This window comes from Bradyrhizobium sp. LA6.1 (assembly GCF_040547805.1).
GTDB classification, from domain to species: domain Bacteria; phylum Pseudomonadota; class Alphaproteobacteria; order Rhizobiales; family Xanthobacteraceae; genus Bradyrhizobium; species Bradyrhizobium barranii.
Window position 1 is genome coordinate 24,425 of sequence record NZ_JBEPQK010000020.1, and the last position, 19,829, is coordinate 44,253.

The following is a 19,829-nucleotide window of genomic DNA, read 5'->3' on the forward strand; positions in this document are numbered from 1 at the left end:
CGCCGCAGGCGGCCTATGCAATTGACGGAGTGCGGCTGCGCGCTTTAATGGCACTCATGGTTATGAAAGACACTATCAGCAACAAGTTGCGGGAAGCTTTCACGCCGGAAAGCCTGCAGGTCGTCGACGAGTCACATTTGCATGAGGGCCACGCCGGCCATCGACCGAGCGGCGAGACACACTTTCGCGTTTATATTGTGTCTCAGGCCTTCAAAGGGAAGAGCCGGGTCGATCGCCACCGCATGATAAATTCGGCGCTGGCCGCGGAACTTGCCGGCAGCGTGCACGCGCTCGCGATCCACGCGCAGGCACCGGGGGAAGGCGGAACGTAAGACTCCGCTGTCATGCCCCGCGAAGGCGGGGCATCCAGTAAGCACTGCTGGCGAGATTCAATCGATAGGCTGCGGCGTACTGGATCGTCCGCCCCCGTGCGCAACTGCGCACAAGGCGGACGATGACACCGTGCGTCAAAACGACGTTCCCGCCCGCCTTGGCTTGGCCTCTTCCATCTCCGCGTCACGCGGCACCGGTGAAATACGGAGCGCGGTGATGCGGTTGCGTTCGCGGCGGAGGACGCGGAAACGGAAGCCGTGGAACGTGAAACTCTGGCCGCGGTCGGGGATCGAGCGCGCCTCGTGAATGACGAGGCCGGCGACCGTCGTTGCCTCTTCGTCGGGCAGGTGCCAGTCCATGGCGCGGTTGAGATCGCGGATCGGCACCGAGCCGTCGACCACGACCGAGCCGTCCGGCTGGGCGCGCACGCCGGCGACCACGACGTCGTGCTCGTCGGAGATGTCGCCGACGATCTCTTCCAAAATGTCTTCCAGCGTCACGAGACCTTCAACCTCGCCGTACTCGTCGACGACGAGGGCGAAATGGGTTTTTCGCCGGCGGAATGCCTTGAGCTGCTCGGAGACCGGGCGCATTTCCGGCACGAACCAGGGCGGCAGCGCGATGGTGGAGACGTCAATGCGCGAGGTATCGCCGTCCGCGGCGCGGATCGCGCGCAACAGATCCTTGGCGTGAAGCACGCCGATGATGTTTTCCGGCTTCTCGCGCCACAGCGGAATGCGGGTGTACTCGGTCGCCAGCACCTCGCGCACCAGTTCCTCCGGCGGCAGGTCGGCATTGATCATCATCATCTCGGTGCGGTGGATCATGACGTCGGAGACCTGGAGCTCGCGCAGATCGAGCAGGCCGCCGAGCATGTCGCGGTCCTGCTTCTCGACCTTGCCCTCGTGGTGCAGCAGGTCGACCGCGCCGCGCAGGCGCTCGGTCGGCGACAGGATCGCCTGGTGCTCGCCGGCCAGACCAAACAAGCGCATCAGCAGACGGACGATGACCTCGACGATCCGCAGCAACGGTCCCAGCACATACATCGTCAGCCGCATCGGGCGGGCGACCGCAAGCGCCATGCGGTCGGGCGCGTTGATCGCGATGGTCTTCGGTAGCACCTCCGCGAAGATCACGACCAGCGCCGTCATCACGCCGGTGGCATAGAGCACGCCGACATCGCCGAACCAGGCCGTGAAGATGCTGGTGGCGAGCGCAGACGCGCTGATATTGGCGATATTGTTGCCGAGCAGCAGCGCGCCGATCAGGCGCTCGCGCATGTCGAGCAGCTGCGAGACGACATCGGCGTCGTGGTTACCCTGCTTGGAGAGCCGCAGCATGCTGGCGCGCGAGGCGCCGGTCAGCGCGGTCTCGCTCGCGGCGAAAAAGCCCGAGACGAGCAGGCAGAGAATGACGATGGTGAATCCGAGCCAGTCCATGCACCACTCTGGTTTTTGCTTTGACGCGTTTTCGCGAACCGGTACCCACTTCGCTCGAAAACGCTCTAGCGCCGTTCAGCCGCGCATCAAGCCTTCTGCGCGAGCTTCTCTTTGAGGAAATCGCGCACCGGCGCCGGCTCGACGTCCTTCGCGATCACGGCACGCCCGACCGCCTCCAGCAGGATGAAGGTGAGCTTGCCGCGCTTGACCTTCTTGTCCTGCGCCATCAGCGCCATCAGCGCATCGGCGTCGGCAAGCCCTTCCTGCGCGAAACCGGCGATGTCCTGCAGGCGCGTCGGCAGGCCGGCGTCGATGAGGTGACGCTCGACGCGCGCTGCATCGGCCTCCCCGATCATGCCAAGCTTCGCCGAGAACTGCGCCGCCAGCGTCATGCCGATCGAAACACCCTCGCCATGGAAGAGGCGATCGGAGAAACCGGTCGCGGCTTCAAGCGCGTGACCAAAGGTATGGCCGAGATTGAGCAGCGCGCGTTCGCCGGTCTCGCGCTCATCGCGCGAGACGACGCCGGCCTTGGCGCGGCAGGAGGTCGCGATCGCGTGCTCGCGCGCCGAGCCGCCCTTGAAAATGTCGGCGTGGTTCTTCTCCAGCCAGATGAAGAAGGCTTCGTCGCCGAGCACGCCGTATTTGGCGACCTCGGCATAGCCGGCGCGGAACTGCCGCGGCGACAGCGTGTCGAGCACGGCGGTGTCGGCAATGACCAGCACGGGCTGGTGGAAGGCGCCGAGCAGATTCTTGCCCTGCGGCGAATTGATGCCGGTCTTGCCGCCGACGGAGGAATCGACCTGTGCCAGCAGCGAGGTCGGCACCTGCACGAAATCGACGCCGCGGCGCAGGATCGCGGCCGCAAAGCCGGCGAGATCGCCGACCACGCCGCCGCCGAGCGCGATGACGAGATCGTTGCGCTCGATCTTCGCGGCGATCAGGGCCTCGCTGACCTTTTCGAGGCCGGCATAGGTTTTGGAGATCTCGCCTTCCTCGACCACGATGCGCGAGGTCGGAATGCCGGCAGAAGCGAGCGACGCTTCGGTCGGCTCGAGCCAGTATTTTGCGACGGTGCGATCGGTGACGATCGCCGTACGCACGCCGGGCCGCAAGCGCGCGACCTGTTCGCCGAGCGAAGCCAGCACGCCGCGGCCGATGACGATGTCATAGGCGCGATCGCCGAGCGCGACGTCGACGTTGACAGGATCTGAATGTTTCAACGGCGCAGTCATCGTACGGCACTCGCAACGTCGGCAGGTGATTGTGCGGCTTGTTCGCCGCGGAGATGGGCGCGCAGCGTCTCGATGCATTCCTCGACGATCTTGTCGTGCGGCACGTCGCGCGAGGCGATGGTGAGGTCGGCATGGCGATAGATCGGCTCGCGCTCGGTGAGGAGGCGCGTCACGGTTCCTTCGGGATCGGCGGTCTGGAGCAGCGGGCGGTCGGCGCGGCGGCGCACCCGGCGCATGATGACGTCAGGGTCGGCCTTGAGCCAGATCGAAACCGCCTTGGCCGCAATGCGATTGCGCGTCTCCTCGCGCATGAAGGCACCGCCACCGGTCGCCAGCACGATCGGCTCGCCGTCGAGCAGGCGCGCGATCACCCGCGCCTCGCCATCCCGGAAATACGGCTCGCCATGGCGCTCGAAAATCTCCGGTATGGTCATGCCGGCATGAGCGACCTCGATCTCGGTGTCGGCGTCAACGAAGGGCAGCTTGAGCCGGGCCGCCATGCGGCGCCCGATGGTGGATTTGCCCACCCCCATCATGCCGACGAGCACGATCGAGCGCGTCCCGAGCGCCGACAGGATGTCGGCCTCAGGGGCAGCTTGTATCGGCAACGCGGCGTCGGGCATGGGTCTCGCTCGATCTGCCGCCGGAGGCGGCATGCTTTGGCCACCTATACGACCCCCTCGGGGCCCTCGCCAGAGGACTCTTGCCACGAAACGGCGAACATGTTGGATGATTTCATTGGTTAATTTGGACGCCTGAGACCTTCCCGAGACCTTGCCCAATGCCCAGCCTGTTCCGCTTCCTGACGGTCGTCGCCGTGCTCGCCGGCATCGTCTATGGCGTGGTCTTCGCGCTGGCGAACTTCGTGAGCCCGAAGTCGCGGGAAATGACGGTGACGATCCCGCCGGATAAGTTTCTCAAGAAATAGGAGCTAGCCTCCAGGGCATGCGCGTACAGCCCTCAGACAGCAAGCTCACCGGCCTGTTCCTCGACATGCTCGCGGCGGAACAGGGCGCCGGCCCCAATACGCTCGACGCCTACCGCCGCGACCTCACCGATTTCTCGGAATTTTTGGGCCGCGTCGGGCACAGCTTTGCTGACGCCGAGACGCAGATCCTGCGCGATTATCTCGCCGATCTCGACAGCCGCGGCTTCAAGTCCACCAGCGTCGCGCGGCGGCTGTCGGCGATGCGGCATCTCTACCGCTTTCTCCTGAACGAGCGCATCCGCACCGAGGATCCCGCGGCGATCCTGTCCGGCCCCAAGCGCGGCCGCGGCCTGCCGAAGGTGCTGTCGATCGCGGATGTCGACCGCATGCTCCGCCGCGCCAAGGAATTGAGCGAGGCGGAGGACGCTTCGCCCTCGAAACGGCTGCGCGCGTTGCGGCTCTATTGCCTGCTCGAAGTGCTCTACGCCACGGGCCTGCGCGTCTCCGAGCTGGTGGCGCTGCCGCGCTCCGCGGCAAAACGCGACGCCCGCATGATCGTGGTGCGCGGCAAGGGCAACAAGGAACGCCTGGTGCCGCTCAACGAGGCCTCACGGCAGGCGATGGCCGACTATCTCGTGGCGACGGAAGCGGCAAAAGCCGACAAGAAGAACAGCGTGGCCGCCTCGAAATGGCTATTCCCATCGTTCGGCGAGAGCGGGCATCTGACGCGGCAGCATTTCGCCCGCGACCTGAAAGAGCTTGCTGTCGCCTCGGGGCTGCAGGCCCGGCTGGTCTCCCCGCACGTGTTGCGCCACGCCTTTGCCAGCCACCTCCTGCACAACGGCGCGGATTTGCGCATCGTGCAGACCCTGCTCGGCCACACCGATATCTCCACGACCCAGATCTACACCCATGTGGTCGAGGAGCGCCTGAAGAGCCTGGTGCGCGACCTGCACCCGCTGGCGGAGAAATAGTTCTCTTGTAGCCCGGATGGAGCGCAGCGAAATCCGGGGCCGCCCGCCTCGCGGAAAGACCCTCCCGGATTGCGCTTCGCTCCATCCGGGCTACAGGCAACCCATGAAACCGCCTTGACTTCGGCCACATCTCCGCAGAAAGAGCCGTGGCCTCACGCATGATTTGGCGGGCTGCTTTAGAGCGCACAAGCCAACTCATTGAAGAAGCTACATTTCTTTCCGCCGGTCCAAACCTGCTTCGACGCCCCGCCCCGTCCTCGCTATATTGAGTTGATGCCAGATCACATGCGCAGCTATCTCGACTTCGAAAAGCCGGTCGCCGAGCTCGACTCCAAGGTCGACGAGCTGCGGACGCTTGCGGCCTCGGGCACCGATATCTCCGAGGAGATCGGGAAGATCGAGGACAAGGCGGCGCAGGCGCTGGCCGACCTCTATCTGAACCTGACGCCGTGGCAGAAGACGCTGGTCGCGCGGCATCCGCAGCGGCCGCATTTCAACGACTTCATCAAGGGCCTAATCACCGAATTCACCCCGCTCGCGGGCGACCGCAAGTTCGGCGAGGACGAGGCGCTGGTTGCCGGCTTCGGCCGCTTCCGCGGTGAGGCCATCTGCGTGATGGGCCAGGAAAAGGGCGATTCCACCGAGAGTCGCATCCGGCACAATTTCGGCATGGCGCGGCCCGAGGGCTATCGCAAATGCGTGCGGCTGATGGAGATGGCCGAGCGGTTCGGCCTGCCCGTGCTGTCGCTCGCCGATTCCGCCGGCGCCTATCCCGGCATCGGCGCCGAGGAGCGCGGCCAGGCCGAGGCGATCGCGCGCTCGACCGATGCCTGCATGGCGCTGACCGTGCCCAACGTCGCCATCATCACCGGCGAGGGCATGTCGGGCGGCGCCATCGCCATCACCACCGCCAACAGGGTCCTGATGCTGGAGCACGCGATCTACAGCGTGATCTCGCCCGAGGCCGCCTCCTCGATCCTGTGGCGCGACGGCTCCAAGGCGCAGGAAGCCGCCAACAACATGAAGATCACCGCGCAGGACATGCTGCGCTTCGGGGTGATCGACAGCATCTTGAAGGAGCCGGTCGGCGGCGCCCACCGCGACCCCACCGCCATGATCGCCACCACGGGCGATGCCATCGCCAAGGCTTTTGACGAGCTCCGCGGCCTGGACGGCGACACCATCCGCAAGCAGCGGCGGCAGAAATTCCTCGATATCGGCCGGAAACTGGGCTGATTCGGCCGTTTTCGGTGCCGTAGAGTGGGCAAAGCGAAGCGTGCCCACCATTCCAAACAGTATGGGGAGCGAGATGGTGGGCACGGCGCTTTGCGCCTTTGCCCACCCTACAAGACCTTTCGGGCGGCCCCCGACCGCCCCGGTAACTCCCCGTTAACCCTTTTTTTGCCCAAATCAGCGATCTCTGTGCGGATTGGGCCGGAAGGCCCAAGTACGGCCCAAAGTCGCGTCCATTTAGTCTTCGTTGACCATGCCACTGGGCCAACGGGCTCGTGATCCCAGCTCGGGTTGCGACCACATGACCCAGAGGTTAGAATTTTAATCAATGGCTTCAGGGCACAAGCGCTGGAGCGTGGTTCGAAAACGCCCGTCACGACGGGTCCGGATCTCCGGTCGGATCATGCTTCGAGATTGGGGTTCGCGCTCTCTGCCCGGCACGGTGTGGGGTCCATCTTGATTTCTCGTTCGCTTGCTCGCGCGCTTTTGGCTTCGGTTGCGCTGCTGACAGCCAGTGTTCTGCTGGCCGGCTGCGACACCGACCAGGTCTCGCTCGCGACCAACGCCAAGGCCAACCAGCCGGTGCCGCCAAAGCTTCTCGCCGCGATGGTCGAGAAGGACATGGACCTGCAATCGCCGATCCTGGTCCGCCTGTTCAAGCAGGAGGCCGAGCTCGAGGTCTGGAAGCAGGCCCGCAACGGCCAGTTCGCGCTGCTCAAGACCTATCCGATCTGCCGCTGGTCGGGCGATCTCGGTCCGAAGGTGCGCGAAGGCGACCGCCAGGCGCCGGAAGGATTCTACTCGATCAATCCGGGCCAGATGAATCCGCAGTCGGCCTACTATCTCTCGTTCAACACGGGCTATCCGAACGCGTTCGACAAGGCTCTGGGGCGCACCGGCTCGCAGCTGATGGTGCATGGCGATTGTTCGTCGCGCGGCTGCTACGCGATGACGGACGAGCAGATCGCGGAGATTTATTCGCTTGGCCGCGAGTCGTTCTTCGGCGGCCAGAAGGCGTTCCAGCTGCAGGCCTATCCGTTCAAGATGACGCCGGTGAACATGGCCAAGCACCGGAACAACCCGAACATGCCGTTCTGGAAGATGATCAAGGAAGGCTATGATCATTTCGAGGTGACGCGGCAGGAGCCGAAGGTCGATTTCTGCGAGCGCAAATACGTGTTCGACGCAACGAAGACGCCTGACGCGAAGCGCGATCCGGTGTTCGACGCGTCCGCGAAGTGCCCGGCCTATGTGATCCCCGAGAACATCGCCAGCGCGGTGCGCGACAAGGATGCGCGCGACCAGGTCGAATACAACAAGCTCGTCGCCAAGGGCACGCCAATCGCGCGCATGAACACCGGCATCGACGGCGGCATGAACAAGATTTTTGCCTCGAAGATTCCGGAGGGATCGACCGGACTCTCGGAGAACGCCGAAGGCTCGACCCTGGAGATGCTGGCGATGGCGAAGGCGCCGGGCACGATCCCCGGACACGTCAATCCGCCCAAGCCCAATCTCGATGCGGTCGCCGCCGCTCCCGTGAACCAGGAGCCGGTCGTCGCCGTCAGCGCGCCCGCCGCCACCACCCGCGTCGCCGCGGCCGCGCCGGCCAGCGAGAAATCCCAAGAGAAATCGTCAGGCGGCTTCTTCTCCAACCTCGGCCGCAAGATGGGCCTCGGCACCGCCGACACGACGGCGACCACGCCTCCCCCGCAAGCGACCGCGTCCGTGGCCCCTGCCGCTGCGCCCGCAACGCCACCCACCGCGACATCGAGGCTGAAGGCCGCAGTGACCCGGTTCGTGCCCGGCCGCGATACGTCCAAGGACGCGCCGAAGCCGGCCGTCGCCGCCGCCAAGCCGGCCGAACCGGTGAAGCCGGACACGCGCCTCGCCGCGACGCGGCCGGCGCTGAAGCCGTCGGTGTCGGATGGCGCGAGTGAAGCGACGCAGATCATGGGCGCCGCGCCGGTGGTGTCGTCGAACTCGTTCGACAGCCGCTTTGGGGCGGTGAAGTAAGGGCGGCGCTCCGCTTAATCTCTCCGATCCATCTCAGCCTGACGCCGTCATTCCCCTTGATGAGGTACAGTGAGAGCGCTGCGCCTCACTCAAAGACGGGCAGCGCGACCTACGGCGCCAGGTACCGCATCAGCTCCGGATTGACGCGCACATCGTTCGCCTGCCCTTGCAGCGCGACCCTGCCGCGGTCCAGTACATAGGCGTAATCGGCGACGCGCAGCGCGAGGTCGAGGTGCTGCTCGACGATGATGACGGCGATGCTCTTCGCGAGCTCGATCAGGCGCTCGGTGATCTCCTCAATCACTCCGATCCAGACGCCTTCGGTCGGCTCGTCCAGCAACAACAGCTTCGGATCGCCCAGCATCGCGCGGCCGATGGCGAGCATCTTGCGCTCACCGCCGGAGAGGGTGCCGGCGGGCTGGTCGAGGCGCTGGCCGAGTTTCGGGAAGATAGTCAGCACATGGTCGACCGCGTCGTCCTTCTTGCTGGCGAGCGAGCCGACCGCGAGATTGTCGCGCACCGACAGGCGCGCGAATACCGAATGCTCCTGCGGCACGTAGCCGATGCCGGCGCGCACGCGCTCCTGGGTCGCGCGGCGGCTGATGTCGCGCCCGTCGAAGGCGACCTCGCCCTTCCACGCCGGCAGCTCGCCGACGATGGTCTTCATCAGCGTGGTCTTGCCTGCGCCGTTGCGGCCGAGCACGGCGACGCCGCCGCGCCAGGGAATGCCGAGGGTGACGTCGAACAGGACCTGGCTGCGGCCATAGCCCGCGTCGAGATGCTTGATGTCCAAAAATTCAGGCACGGCGCAGATAGATCTCCTGAACGGATTTGTTGGCCTGGATCTCCGACACGGTGCCTGATGCCAGCACCTTGCCCTGGTCGAGCACGGTCAACCGATCGCAAATGTCGCGGATGAAATCGAGGTCGTGCTCGACGATGACGAGCGAGCAATGTTTTTTGATCGGCTGAAGCAATTCACCGGTGACGCGGCGCTCCTCCAGGCTCATGCCGCCGGTCGGCTCGTCCAGCAGCAGCAGCTTCGGCTTGCCCGCGAGCGCCATCGCGATCTCCAGCCATTGCTGCTGGCCGTGCGACAGTGCGGCCGCCGCGTCGAAGGCGCGATCGGCGAGGCGGAACTGCGTCAGCATGGTCATGACCTGGTCGTGCAGCGCGTCCCGCGTGCGCGAGAATACGAGATCGAACAGCGAGGACTGCGCCTGCAGCGCGAGCAGGATGTTGTCGTAGAGCGTCAGCGTCGGCAGCACGCTGGTGATCTGGAATTTCAGGCTCATGCCGGCCCGGGCCCGTTCGGTCGGCGTGAACGCGGTGATGTCGGTGTTGATGAAACTCACTTTGCCTTGGGTCGGCACTTCGGCCCCCGCAATGCACTTCATCAGCGTGCTCTTGCCGGAGCCGTTCGGTCCGATCAGGCCGTGAAACTCGTTCTCGCCGACGGTCAGCGCGGCGCCGTCGAGCGCGGTGAGCTTGCCAAAGATCTTCTTGATATCGGCAGCTTCAAGGAGCGGCATTGCGCTTCTCCTTCTCAGTCTGCTTCTCAGTCCGCTTCACGGTCTCCTTGGGCTTGGCACCAAAGCTGCCGACCCGTTCGCGCTCGCCGAGCACAAAGCTGATCAGGCCAAGTGGCCGGAACAGGATCACGAGCAGCAGCAGCAGACCGAGGATGATCGGCCAGATCTCGCGATAATTGTCAGAGAGCCAGAAGCTGACGCCCTCGACGATCACGGCGCCGATGACGGCGCCGATCAACGTGCCGGAGCCGCCGAACAGCACATAGAGCACGACCTGCGTCGAGACGACGACGCCGACCATGTTGGGCCAGACGAAACCTTCATGGAAGGCATAAAGGCTGCCGGCAAGACCTGCGATGGCGCCGCCGATCGCGAAGATGATCGCCTTCAGGTGCTGTACCTTGTAGCCGAAGAAGGCGATGCGCTGCTCGTTCTCGCGCAGGCCCGCAAGCGCCAGGCCGAATTGCGAGCGTACCAGGAAGCGGCAGAGCAGGTAGACCACGACGAGGATACCGAGCACGAGATAGTAGAAGGCCGGGCCCTCAGTAAATTCGTAGCCGCCGAGCGACATCGGCGCGATCGAGGGGATGCCGTTCTGGCCGCCGAGATAGTACCAGCCGCGCGCGAGGCGATCGGCGGCGTAGGAGCCGGTCAGCGTGCCCAGCGACACGAAGATGACGCTGGAGGGGTGCCGTCCAAGCAGCAGGAAGCCGCCGAGCAGCAGCGCGAAGGTGAGGCCGATCAGCGTTCCCGCCGGCAGCACCACAAAGATGTTGGTGATGTCGAGGTCGCGCGCGAGCAGCGCGACGCCATAGCCGGCCGAGCCGAAGAACAGGGCCTGGCCGAAGCTCATGATGCCGGCATAACCCCAGACCAGATCGAACGACAACGCGAACAGCGCGAGGATGATCACGCGGGTCGCGAACACGGTGAGGTAGTCCTGCAGCACCAGCGGCGCGAGCAGCGCCGCGACGAGCACGACGCCCTCCACGATCGGCAGGACCTTTCGTCCTGCCTTGACCTGTTCCTTGGCCTGTCCCGCGGCCACGCGTTCAGCCATCGCACCGTCCGCTTCGTCGCCGGCGATGGCTTCTCTTACCACAGTCATCGACTTCGGCATTCCGCCTCAGCATTCCTTGGGATCGACGAGCCCGTCGCTGCGTCCGACGATCTCGTAGTTCCCACCCTTGGCGACCGCGGTGTACATCTTCATCTTGCAGTGCCGCTTGCCCGGCACCATCTCGGCCGGGCCGCCCGGGCCTTCGGCGATCTTGGCGTGATCGAGAGTGGCGGCAACCGAGTCGCGATCGACCTTGCCGGCTTCCTTCACGGCCGCTTCCCACAGCTTGAGGCCGCGATAGGTACCGGTCGCGGCACTGCCGGCCGCGAACAGGAAGTTGCCGGGAAAGTCCTTCTCGTACGCCGCCTGGATTTTTGCGTCGAACGGGTTCTCCTTGGTCAGCACCTTGAAATAGTCGAGGCAGCTTGCGAGCCCTTCGATCTCGGCGGCCTGGTTGATGTTGAGCGTGTTCTCGTCATAGTAGACGCAGGCTAGGCGCCCGCCGTTCTTGAGGAAGCCCGCTTCATAGAGCTGCTTGAAGAACGGGCCGACGCCCGGCGGAATGACAGTGTTGAAGACGACGTCGACCTTGTTGGAGATGATCCGGTTGACGGTCGATGAGAAGTCGATCTGGTCGAGCGGGTAATATTCCTCGAACACGACCTCGCCGCCGTTCGCCTCAATGACCTTGCGGGCGTAGACGTTGAGCGTGTGCGGCCAGACATAGTTGGCGCTCGGCAGCGCGAACTTCTTGCCGCCGTTCTTGATCAGCCAGGGGATGAACTCGTCACACTGCTGCGCCGGCGTCGGCCCGGTGCAGAACAGATAGGGTGTGCACTCCTTGCCTTCGTAGAGCTGCGGATAGATGTAGAGCGTCTTGCCGCGCGCCACGATCGGGTCCTTGATCGCGTTGCGCATCGACGAGGTGATGCCGCCCAGCACCATGTCGACCTTGTCGCGCTGGATCAGTTTTCGGACGTTGCCGACGGCGACGGATTCGTTCGACGCAGTGTCCTCGATATAGAGCTCGAGCGGACGGCCGAGCAGGCCACCGGCCGTATTGATCTCCTTGATCACCATCTTGGCGACATTGGCGTCGGCATTGCCGGCATAAGCGATCGGGCCGGTGAGATCGGTCGCGATACCGACCTTGATCGGGCCTTCCGCCGCGTTCGCCCACGGCGCCGGGATCACCCAGCTTCCGACGCCGGTCGCGACCGCGCCGGTGGTAAAGGCAAGATTGGAGAGGAAGCGGCGACGCGAAAGCTGAGTACGATCGAACATGACTAAACCCCTTTTCCAGCGATGAGGCCCTGTGGCCGAAATTTGATGAAGACAATGGCGAGCACGAAGACGAGGACGTCGGCGACGACGGGCGCCATCACCCATGGCAGCGCGGCACTGAGGGTGCCGATCACGCCGGCGCCCGCCACCGGTCCGATGAAGGAGCCGACGCCGCCGACCATCACCGCGACAAAACCCTGGATCAGGAAACGCAGGCCGAGATCGGCGTACAGGCTGAACACCGGCACGATCAGCGCACCGGCAAGGCCGGCGAGCGCGGAGCCAAACGCAAACGTGGCGCCGTACATCAGGGGCGTGGAGATGCCTGAGGCCCGCGCCAGCGAGGGATTTTCCAGGGTGGCGCGCATGCGCAGGCCAAAACTCGTGCGCGACAGCAGGAGGTAACAGCCCGCCATCACCAGGAGCGTGATGACGATGATGGTGAAGCGCCAGGCCGAGATATGCATGGCGCCGATATCGATCGAGCCGCCGATCGGCTCGGGCACGGTCAGATAGAAGCCACCGATCAGGCCGCGCACGGATTCGCGGATGATCAGGCCGAGCGCATAGGTGCCGAGCATCGCCACGATCGGCGCGGCGTAGAAGCGGCGGATGATCAGCGCCTCCAGCACGAAGCCGAGCGCACCGACCACGAAGGGCGCCGCGACCATGCCGGCCCAGATCGGCAGGCCCTTGGCGTAGGCGAGATAGGTGATGTAGGCCCCGAGCAGGACGAACTCTCCTTGCGCGAAGTTGAAGATGCCCATCATGCTGGCGATGATTCCGAGCCCCAGCACGATCAGGACGATGATCGCGCCGAAGCTCAGGATTTCGAACGCCGCGACGAACGCGTTAGCCATGCGCTGGATTCTTATTTTTACGCATTTTCTTGACGCGAACCGGTATCCACTTCGCTTGAAAACGCTCTGGTCCGTCCGTCTGCATCGATGCCTCGCTCACATCTTCTTCCAGTCGCCGATCTGCTCGAAGGCATGCGCGGCGCGGTAGATCGTGGATTCCTCGAACATGCGGCCGACCAGCATCAGTCCGACGGGCAGGCCGTCGACCATGCCGCAGGGCAGCGACATCGCGGGATGATGGGTGATGTCGAACGGCGCTGTGTTGGAGATCATCTCGAGCGCGCGGGCGACGTAGTCTTCGCGGCTCGCGGTGGGCTCCGGCAGCTTCGTCGCCTTCATTGGCGTCGTCGGCAGCAGCAGCAGGTCGTATTCGCCGAACGCCTTGTCATAGGCCGCGGTCAGGCGACGCGAGATGTTGAGTGCCTTGCCGTAATAGCGGGGACCGAAGCTGTTGTTGATGTAGGTCCCGAGCATCAGGAACAGTTTTGTCGTCTCCGATAGCGAATCCGCCTGCCGGCGCCAGCCGCGATGGAAGTCCATCAGCGAGGTCGAGTAGAGGTCGGAGCGGCTGAGGCCATAGCCATCGCCATACATCATGGTCTGGGTCATGCCCTCCGTGCCGATCGGCGTCCAGATCGCGGGACCGACAAGATGCATCGGGATCGAGACGATCTCGACCGTGGCGCCAAGGTCCTTGAAGCGCTTGGCGGCCTCGCGGACGCTTTCGTTGACGGCGGCCTCCGCGTTCGCCTGCTCGAAGCCTTCCTTGAGGATGCCGATCTTCATGCCCTTGACGCCCTGGCCGAGCGCCTTGGTGTACTCCTCGACCTTCGGCGCCTTGATGCGGGGATCGTAGCCGTCGTCGCCGGCGAGCACTTCGAGCAGCAGCGCATTGTCGGCGACGGTCGCGGTCATCGGACCGGTGTGGTCGACGAAGACCTCGATCGGCATGATGCCGGTGTAGGGGACGAGGCCCCAGGTCGGCTTCATGCCGTAGGTGCCGCAGAACGAGGACGGCATGCGGATCGAGCCGCCCTGGTCGCCGCCGATCGCCATGTCGACCTCGCCGAGCGCGACCACGACGCCGGAACCGGAGGACGAGCCGCCGGCCGAATAGCCCATCTTGTGCGGATTGTGCACGGCACCGACCGCACCGGTGTGGCTGCCGCCGGACATGCAGAAGGATTCGCAATGCACCTTGCCGGCGATCTCGGCGCCGGCATCGAGCATGCGCGTGACGATGGTGGCGTCGAAATCGGGAACATAGCCTTCCAGCGTCGCCGAGCCGTTCATCATGGGCACGCCGGCGAGCATGATGTTGTCCTTCAGCGCGACGGTCTTGCCCTTGAGCTTGCCGCTCGCCGCACCCTTCACGGTCGACTTGCGATACCAGGCGTTGCGCGGGTTCTCCTCGGGTGAGGGCCGGTAGCCCGGCGTGCGCGGATATTTCACCTCCGGCACTTCGTCCGGCATCGCGCCGACGAGATTATAGGCCTCGATCGAGCCCTGCATCAGGCCGCGGAACGAGGCGACATCGGCATCGGTCAGCGAAAGGCCGCACTGCTTGGCGACGTCAAGAAGTTGGGCAGGCGTGGGAAGGACAACTGTCACGGCGCTCTCCTGAAGTTTCTTGGTACGGTCCCTGCGCGCGGCCGCGATTGGCGCGACGCGCGCAGCGGCCCTGCTGAAACATTCAAAGCGGAAATATTTTCCTTTTCAAGTATTATTTTAAGATGGGGCTGTCCGGATTGCCGCAGCAGGCTCAGACCGGCTTGATCAGCTTGAAGTCGAGGCCGTCGGCCTCCGCGAGATACATCTGCATGCGGGCGTGGCCGTTGCGAACGACGACCGGGCCGCGCGCGCCGCCGTAAACGATGTTGCGGCCCGCCGCGAGCATGGGCGCCATCGACAGCGAACCTGCCTTTTTCGCCACGGCTTCGAGGAAACGCAGGCCTTCATAGCTGGACTGGCCGAGCGATCCGATCGGCGGGGCGTTCGGCCCGAACATCGCGCGATAGCGGATCTGGAAGTCGTCATTGGCCCGCGAGCCGATGCCGGAGAAATAGCCGGATGCGCAGAACATGTTCTCGCTGTTGTCGGCGCCGATGCCGAGCAGCACCGTCTCGTCCATGGCTCCCGCCAGCCGCAGCGTCGTGGCGCCGAGGCCGCATTCGCCGAAAGCACGATTGAAGGTGACGCTGTCGGTGCCGATCAGCGAGATCAGCACGACATCGGGCCGCGCGGCGCGGATGCGCGCCAGGTGCGGCTCGTGATTGTCCTCGCCGAGGGGGACGAACTCCTCGCCAACGACGTGGCCTCCGGTTTCCTTGATGTAGTTCTTCACGGCGCGGTGCGATTGCCAGGGCCAGACGTAATCGCTGCCGATCAGGTACCAGCGCGACGCCTTCTTGACGTCGGCAAGCCAGTGGATCGACGGCCGGCTCTGCCAGCGCGGCGTCTCGCCGATCGCCATCACGCCGGGCGTGCGCTCGCCGCCTTCGTAGACCGGCGTATAGATGTAGGGGATGCGGTGACGCGTGGTGACGTCGCGCAAGCCGACGCGGACCGCGCTGGTGTGCAGCCCGACGATGAGATCGACCTCGTCGAACGCGATCGCCTGTTCGGCGCGGTTCAGCACCTCGTCGAGCGGCCCGCCGGCGTCGTAGATCGACAGCTCGATCTCGCGGCCGAGGATGCCGCCGCGCTTGTTGATCTCGGCAACGGCGAGTTGCGCGCTGTTGGTCGCGCAGGGGCCCCACACACCCGGCGATCCCGTGCAGCAGATGAAACCGCCGATGCGCAGCTTGTTCGCGCCACGCCGCCTGAGGAAAGCATGATCGCCCGGCGACAGCGAGCTATCGGCGCCCGACGACGACAGATTCCTCAGCAGCAAGGACGGCGGCATCGCCGGACTGCCGTGAGCCGGGAAGTTTACCGTCGCGTGCACGCCAACTCCTGTCTGGCACCAGACCTGAAAGCACAATGAGCAGGCGGCCGCGGCATCCGCCCTTTTGTTAGGCAATCATCCTATTTTGAAAATATTGAATATTCAACAATTGAAGTGCATATAGAAGCAGCATTGATTGCAAGACATTCACTCATTTGGGTCAAGACGAAGTCTTAGCCGTGGCAAAACCGAACTCCCCGATCACCGAACACCTCGCCTACCTGCTCGCGCAAGCCAACCGGGAGATCAACCGGCAGCTGGAACTGCGGCTGAGCAAGGAAGGCGTTCCCGTCGAGCAGTGGCGCATCCTTAAGGTGTTGTCGGACGGCGATGGCCACTCGATGGGCGAACTCGCGGACGCGGTGCTGCTCAATCATCCGACGCTGACCAAGATGATCGACCGCATGGTCTCCGACACGCTGGTCTATCGCGTGCAGGACCCGAATGATCGCCGCAAGGTTTTGATGTTCATCTCCGACCGCGGCAAGGTGCTGTGCAAGAAGCTCAACTCGCTCGCGGTCGACCAGGAGGAGCACATCCTGGAGAGCTACGGCGACAAATCGACGAGCGAACTGAAGCGGCTGCTGGAGAGCTTGATCGACAGCTCGAATTGAGCGGCGTCGATTTCAATCTCATCGTCGTCCTGGACAAGCGAAGCGGAGCGCCAGGACGACGATGTGGTGCGAGTTGCGCGCCACACACTCGGCTGTCATCGCCCGATTTAATCGGGCGATCCAGTATTCCAGAGACAGTTTTGATTGAACCGAGAAGCCGCGGCGTACTGGGTCGCCCGGTCAAGCCGGGCGACGACAGTGGAGAGTGAGGCGCCGACGTCGCGCCTCACAGCGGAGCTTAGCGGCTAGCCGTACCGCCCGTGGCAGTGCTTGTACTTCTTGCCTGAGCCGCACGGGCAATCCTCGTTGCGGCCGACCTTGCCCCAGCTTGCGGGGTTCTTCGGATCGCGAAGAGCTGCGTCGGAAGCCTGCGCACCGAGCGTGACGCTGGCGAGCGCCATTTCGTCCTCGCCGGTGTTCGGGTCGAACTTGTGCGCTTCCATCGGCGGCAGCACGGGGGCTTCCTGCTCCGGCGGGACGATCTCGACCCGCATCAGCTGCGCCGTGACGGCCTCGCGCAGATGCGCGCTCATCTCCTGGAAGAGATTGAAGGCCTCGGTCTTGTACTCCTGCAACGGATCGCGCTGGCCGTAGCCACGCAGGCCGATGACCTGGCGCAGATGGTCGAGCATGATCAGATGCTCGCGCCAGAGATGGTCGAGCGTCTGGAGCAGAATGGTCTTCTCGACGTAACGCATCACGTCGGGACCCCATTGCCCGACCTTGGCCGCCATGTGCTCGTCGGCTTTGGTCTCGATGCGGGTGAGCAGCTCCTCGTCGGCGATGCCCTCTTCCTTGGCCCATTCGTCGACCGGCAGGTCGAGATCGAGCACGCGCTTCAGCTCTTCCTTCAGGCCGGCCACATCCCACTGCTCGGCATAGGCATGCTCGGGCACGTGCTTGGCGACGAGGTCGTCGATGAAGGCGTGGCGCATGTCGGTAACGGTCTCGGCGACGCTGTCGTCCTTCATCAGGTCGACGCGCTGATCGAAGATCACCTTGCGCTGGTCGTTCTGGACGTTGTCGAACTTGAGCAGGTTCTTGCGGATGTCGAAGTTGCGCGCCTCGACCTTCTGCTGCGCCTTCTCGAGCGCCTTGTTGATCCAGGGATGGATGATCGCCTCGCCTTCCTTCAGGCCGAGACGCTGCAGCATGCTGTCGAGGCGATCCGAACCGAAGATGCGCATCAGATCGTCTTCCAGCGACAGGAAGAACTTCGAGCGGCCGGGATCGCCCTGACGGCCGGAACGGCCGCGCAGCTGGTTGTCGATGCGGCGGGATTCGTGACGCTCGGATCCCATGATGTAGAGGCCGCCGGGCTTCTTCACGGTCTTGGCGGGCTTCGAGCCCTTCGCCGGCTCGATCTCGACCTCTTCCTCGGCCTTCAGCACGATCTCGCGGAAGTGCTCGATGTCGGCCTTGATCTGCTCGATCTTCTTCGCCTTCTCCGCCTCGTCCTCGATGCCGGCAGTCTCCTGCTGGATCCGCATCTCGAGCGAGCCGCCGAGCTTGATGTCGGTACCGCGGCCGGCCATGTTGGTGGCGATCGTGATCGCGCCGGGCACGCCGGCTTCCGCGACGATATAGGCTTCCTGCTCGTGGAAGCGCGCGTTCAGCACCGCGAACAGTTTTGCCGGCTTGCCGGCGCGGGCCGCGGCGTACAGCTTCTGCATCGAATTCTCGTTGCCGAAATCGATCTGCCGGTAGCCGTGCTTCTTGAGGTATTCGGCGATCACTTCCGATTTTTCGATCGAGGCGGTGCCGACCAGCACCGGCTGCAGCCGCGCATTGGCGCGCTCGATCTCGGCCAGGATCGCGGCGTATTTCTCGTTCTGGGTACGATAGACCTCGTCGTCCTCGTCGAGGCGGCCGACCGGCACGTTGGTCGGGATCTCCACGACTTCGAGCTTGTAGATGTCGAAGAGTTCGTCGGCTTCGGTCAGCGCCGTGCCGGTCATGCCGGCGAGCTTTTCGTACATCCGGAAATAGTTCTGGAAGGTGATCGAGGCCAGCGTCTGGTTTTCCGGCTGAACCTGGACATGCTCCTTGGCTTCAAGCGCCTGATGCAGGCCTTCCGAATAACGTCGGCCGGCCATCATGCGTCCCGTGAACTCGTCGATGATGACGACCTCGTCGTCGCGGACGATGTAGTCCTTGTCGCGCGTGAACAGCGTGTGGGCGCGCAGCGCCTGGTTGATGTGGTGCACGACGGAAACGTTCTCGACGTCGTAGAGCGACTCGCCCTTGAGCTGGCCGGCGTCGCGCAGCAACGTCTCGATCTTCTCCATGCCACCTTCGGTCAGCGTCACCGTACGCTGCTTCTCGTCGACCTCGTAATCGGTCTTGTCGAGCTTGGGCAGGAAGCCGTCGATGGTGTTGTAGAAATCGGAACGGTCGTCGAGCGGGCCGGAGATGATCAGCGGCGTGCGCGCTTCGTCGATCAGGATCGAGTCGACTTCGTCGACGATGGCGTAGAAGTGCGGGCGCTGGACCATGTCCTCGAGCCGGTACTTCATGTTGTCGCGCAGATAGTCGAAGCCGTATTCGTTGTTGGTGCCGTAGGTGATGTCGCAGGCATAGGCCGCCTTGCGTTCGGCATCGTCCAGGCCGTGCACGATCACGCCAGTGGTCAGGCCGAGGAAGCCGTAGATCTGGCCCATCCAGCCGGAGTCGCGGCGGGCGAGGTAGTCGTTGACGGTGACGACGTGAATGCCCTTGCCGGCGAGCGCGTTGAGATAGACCGCGAGCGTTGCGACCAGCGTCTTGCCTTCGCCGGTCTTCATCTCGGCGATGTCGCCCTCGTGCAGCACGATGCCGCCGATCAACTGGACGTCGAAATGACGCTGGCCGAGCGTGCGCTTGGCGGCTTCGCGCACGGTGGCGAAGGCCGGCACCAGCAGATCGTCGAGCGTTTTGCCCTCGGCGAGCTGTTTCTTGAACTCGACGGTGCGGGCCTTCAGCGCCTCGTCGGAGAGTTTCGAAACCTCCGGCTCCAGCGCGTTGATCGCGTTGACGCGGGACTGGTATCCCTTCACCCGCCGGTCGTTGGCGGAGCCGAAAAACTTGCGGGCGAGCGCGCCGATCATGCCTAGTTCCTGTGTTCGCGATTCAACCGCGTTGCAGCCAAGAAGTTGTCACCCCCCTGCCTATCAACTCACCGTGACGCCTGATGGCGGCAGAGCCCGGACTGCGGGGGGCATCCGCCATATGGGTGGGAATTGGGCAAGTCTGGGTTCAACGGCCAAAAACGCAGCAAAATAAACGCCATCGCCATGGTCGCGACCGGGCAGAGATATGGCCCGGTCAGGGCCTTGTCAACGGCGGGCGCATTGCGGCTAATTCATCATTTTGACAGACTTTTCGCGTTGCCAAGC

The 19,829-nt window shown here is 64.2% G+C and carries 17 protein-coding genes; 6 read left to right on the forward strand and 11 right to left on the reverse strand.

The window, feature by feature from the left end; translation table 11 throughout:
- The first annotated feature begins 56 nt into the window (after positions 1 to 56).
- Positions 57 to 332 (forward strand): BolA family protein, encoded by a 276-nt coding sequence (locus ABIB99_RS35570; RefSeq protein WP_028149466.1) that lies wholly within the window; start codon positions 57 to 59, stop codon positions 330 to 332.
- 135 nt (positions 333 to 467) lie between these two features.
- Here ABIB99_RS35570 and ABIB99_RS35575 read toward each other — a convergent pair whose 3' ends face one another.
- From ABIB99_RS35575 to ABIB99_RS35585, 3 genes are all read right to left on the reverse strand, one after another.
- Positions 468 to 1,772, reverse strand: coding sequence for an HlyC/CorC family transporter (locus ABIB99_RS35575; RefSeq protein ID WP_071908474.1), 1,305 nt, complete (start codon positions 1,770 to 1,772; stop codon positions 468 to 470).
- Positions 1,773 to 1,858: 86 nt separating this feature from the next.
- Complete coding sequence (aroB, locus tag ABIB99_RS35580) at positions 1,859 to 3,007, reverse strand: 3-dehydroquinate synthase (protein WP_354180171.1); 1,149 nt, start codon at positions 3,005 to 3,007, stop codon at positions 1,859 to 1,861.
- Positions 3,004 to 3,630, reverse strand: a complete 627-nt coding sequence (locus tag ABIB99_RS35585) for a shikimate kinase (RefSeq protein ID WP_085403588.1) — start codon at positions 3,628 to 3,630, stop codon at positions 3,004 to 3,006. Before ABIB99_RS35585 ends, aroB begins: the two co-directional genes overlap by 4 nt.
- A gap of 158 nt (positions 3,631 to 3,788) precedes the next feature.
- Here ABIB99_RS35585 and ABIB99_RS35590 point away from each other — a divergent pair, with 158 nt between their 5' ends.
- The 4 genes from ABIB99_RS35590 to ABIB99_RS35605 all read left to right on the forward strand — a co-directional run bounded on the left by ABIB99_RS35590 (position 3,789) and on the right by ABIB99_RS35605 (position 8,158).
- Positions 3,789 to 3,935, forward strand: coding sequence for a hypothetical protein (locus ABIB99_RS35590; protein WP_035730492.1), 147 nt, complete (start codon positions 3,789 to 3,791; stop codon positions 3,933 to 3,935).
- Positions 3,936 to 3,952: 17 nt separating this feature from the next.
- The gene (gene xerD / locus ABIB99_RS35595; RefSeq protein ID WP_354180174.1) at positions 3,953 to 4,909 is read left to right on the forward strand and encodes a site-specific tyrosine recombinase XerD; all 957 of its coding nucleotides are present in this window, start codon (positions 3,953 to 3,955) and stop codon (positions 4,907 to 4,909) included.
- A gap of 273 nt (positions 4,910 to 5,182) precedes the next feature.
- Entirely contained in the window at positions 5,183 to 6,145 is a 963-nt protein-coding gene (locus tag ABIB99_RS35600) for an acetyl-CoA carboxylase carboxyltransferase subunit alpha (protein WP_063986022.1), read from the forward strand.
- Between the two features lie 453 nt (positions 6,146 to 6,598).
- Positions 6,599 to 8,158, forward strand: a complete 1,560-nt coding sequence (locus ABIB99_RS35605; protein WP_225048569.1) for a L,D-transpeptidase family protein — start codon at positions 6,599 to 6,601, stop codon at positions 8,156 to 8,158.
- Positions 8,159 to 8,267: 109 nt separating this feature from the next.
- Here ABIB99_RS35605 and ABIB99_RS35610 read toward each other — a convergent pair whose 3' ends face one another.
- The 7 genes from ABIB99_RS35610 to ABIB99_RS35640 all read right to left on the reverse strand — a co-directional run bounded on the left by ABIB99_RS35610 (position 8,268) and on the right by ABIB99_RS35640 (position 15,841).
- Complete coding sequence (locus ABIB99_RS35610) at positions 8,268 to 8,963, reverse strand: branched-chain amino acid ABC transporter ATP-binding protein (RefSeq protein WP_063980622.1); 696 nt, start codon at positions 8,961 to 8,963, stop codon at positions 8,268 to 8,270.
- Complete coding sequence (locus tag ABIB99_RS35615) at positions 8,956 to 9,690, reverse strand: ABC transporter ATP-binding protein (protein WP_063980621.1); 735 nt, start codon at positions 9,688 to 9,690, stop codon at positions 8,956 to 8,958. The genes ABIB99_RS35610 and ABIB99_RS35615 overlap by 8 nt, the downstream gene beginning before the upstream one ends.
- Entirely contained in the window at positions 9,677 to 10,810 is a 1,134-nt protein-coding gene (locus tag ABIB99_RS35620; protein WP_063980620.1) for a branched-chain amino acid ABC transporter permease, read from the reverse strand. Before ABIB99_RS35620 ends, ABIB99_RS35615 begins: the two co-directional genes overlap by 14 nt.
- 6 nt (positions 10,811 to 10,816) lie before the next feature.
- Positions 10,817 to 12,034: a substrate-binding protein gene (locus ABIB99_RS35625; protein ID WP_063980619.1), complete on the reverse strand. Its 1,218-nt coding sequence runs from the start codon at positions 12,032 to 12,034 to the stop codon at positions 10,817 to 10,819.
- 2 nt (positions 12,035 to 12,036) lie between these two features.
- A complete protein-coding gene (locus ABIB99_RS35630) occupies positions 12,037 to 12,894 on the reverse strand; it encodes a branched-chain amino acid ABC transporter permease (RefSeq protein WP_063980618.1) in 858 nt (285 codons plus the stop codon).
- Positions 12,895 to 12,990: 96 nt separating this feature from the next.
- Complete coding sequence (locus tag ABIB99_RS35635; protein ID WP_063980617.1) at positions 12,991 to 14,505, reverse strand: amidase; 1,515 nt, start codon at positions 14,503 to 14,505, stop codon at positions 12,991 to 12,993.
- Between the two features lie 151 nt (positions 14,506 to 14,656).
- A complete protein-coding gene (locus ABIB99_RS35640) occupies positions 14,657 to 15,841 on the reverse strand; it encodes a substrate-binding domain-containing protein (RefSeq protein WP_063980616.1) in 1,185 nt (394 codons plus the stop codon).
- 179 nt (positions 15,842 to 16,020) lie between these two features.
- Here ABIB99_RS35640 and ABIB99_RS35645 point away from each other — a divergent pair, with 179 nt between their 5' ends.
- Entirely contained in the window at positions 16,021 to 16,455 is a 435-nt protein-coding gene (locus ABIB99_RS35645) for a MarR family winged helix-turn-helix transcriptional regulator (RefSeq protein WP_014490415.1), read from the forward strand.
- Between the two features lie 245 nt (positions 16,456 to 16,700).
- On the opposite strand, the gene secA is transcribed toward ABIB99_RS35645, so the two are convergent.
- The gene (secA, locus tag ABIB99_RS35650; protein WP_231143790.1) at positions 16,701 to 19,541 is read right to left on the reverse strand and encodes a preprotein translocase subunit SecA; all 2,841 of its coding nucleotides are present in this window, start codon (positions 19,539 to 19,541) and stop codon (positions 16,701 to 16,703) included.
- Positions 19,542 to 19,829 lie beyond the last annotated feature (288 nt).

What these genes read in the sequence shown, in the direction of transcription:
- ABIB99_RS35620 (WP_063980620.1), bottom strand. Translation starts at nt 10,810, where the DNA reads ATGCCGAAGTCGATGACTGTGGTAAGAGAAGCCATCGCCGGCGACGAA.
- ABIB99_RS35590 (WP_035730492.1), top strand. Translation starts at nt 3,789, where the DNA reads ATGCCCAGCCTGTTCCGCTTCCTGACGGTCGTCGCCGTGCTCGCCGGC.
- ABIB99_RS35615 (WP_063980621.1), bottom strand. Translation starts at nt 9,690, where the DNA reads ATGCCGCTCCTTGAAGCTGCCGATATCAAGAAGATCTTTGGCAAGCTC.
- ABIB99_RS35630 (WP_063980618.1), bottom strand. Translation starts at nt 12,894, where the DNA reads ATGGCTAACGCGTTCGTCGCGGCGTTCGAAATCCTGAGCTTCGGCGCG.
- aroB (WP_354180171.1), bottom strand. Translation starts at nt 3,007, where the DNA reads ATGACTGCGCCGTTGAAACATTCAGATCCTGTCAACGTCGACGTCGCG.
- ABIB99_RS35585 (WP_085403588.1), bottom strand. Translation starts at nt 3,630, where the DNA reads ATGCCCGACGCCGCGTTGCCGATACAAGCTGCCCCTGAGGCCGACATC.
- ABIB99_RS35575 (WP_071908474.1), bottom strand. Translation starts at nt 1,772, where the DNA reads ATGGACTGGCTCGGATTCACCATCGTCATTCTCTGCCTGCTCGTCTCG.
- ABIB99_RS35570 (WP_028149466.1), top strand. Translation starts at nt 57, where the DNA reads ATGGTTATGAAAGACACTATCAGCAACAAGTTGCGGGAAGCTTTCACG.
- ABIB99_RS35600 (WP_063986022.1), top strand. Translation starts at nt 5,183, where the DNA reads ATGCCAGATCACATGCGCAGCTATCTCGACTTCGAAAAGCCGGTCGCC.
- xerD (WP_354180174.1), top strand. Translation starts at nt 3,953, where the DNA reads ATGCGCGTACAGCCCTCAGACAGCAAGCTCACCGGCCTGTTCCTCGAC.
- secA (WP_231143790.1), bottom strand. Translation starts at nt 19,541, where the DNA reads ATGATCGGCGCGCTCGCCCGCAAGTTTTTCGGCTCCGCCAACGACCGG.
- ABIB99_RS35625 (WP_063980619.1), bottom strand. Translation starts at nt 12,034, where the DNA reads ATGTTCGATCGTACTCAGCTTTCGCGTCGCCGCTTCCTCTCCAATCTT.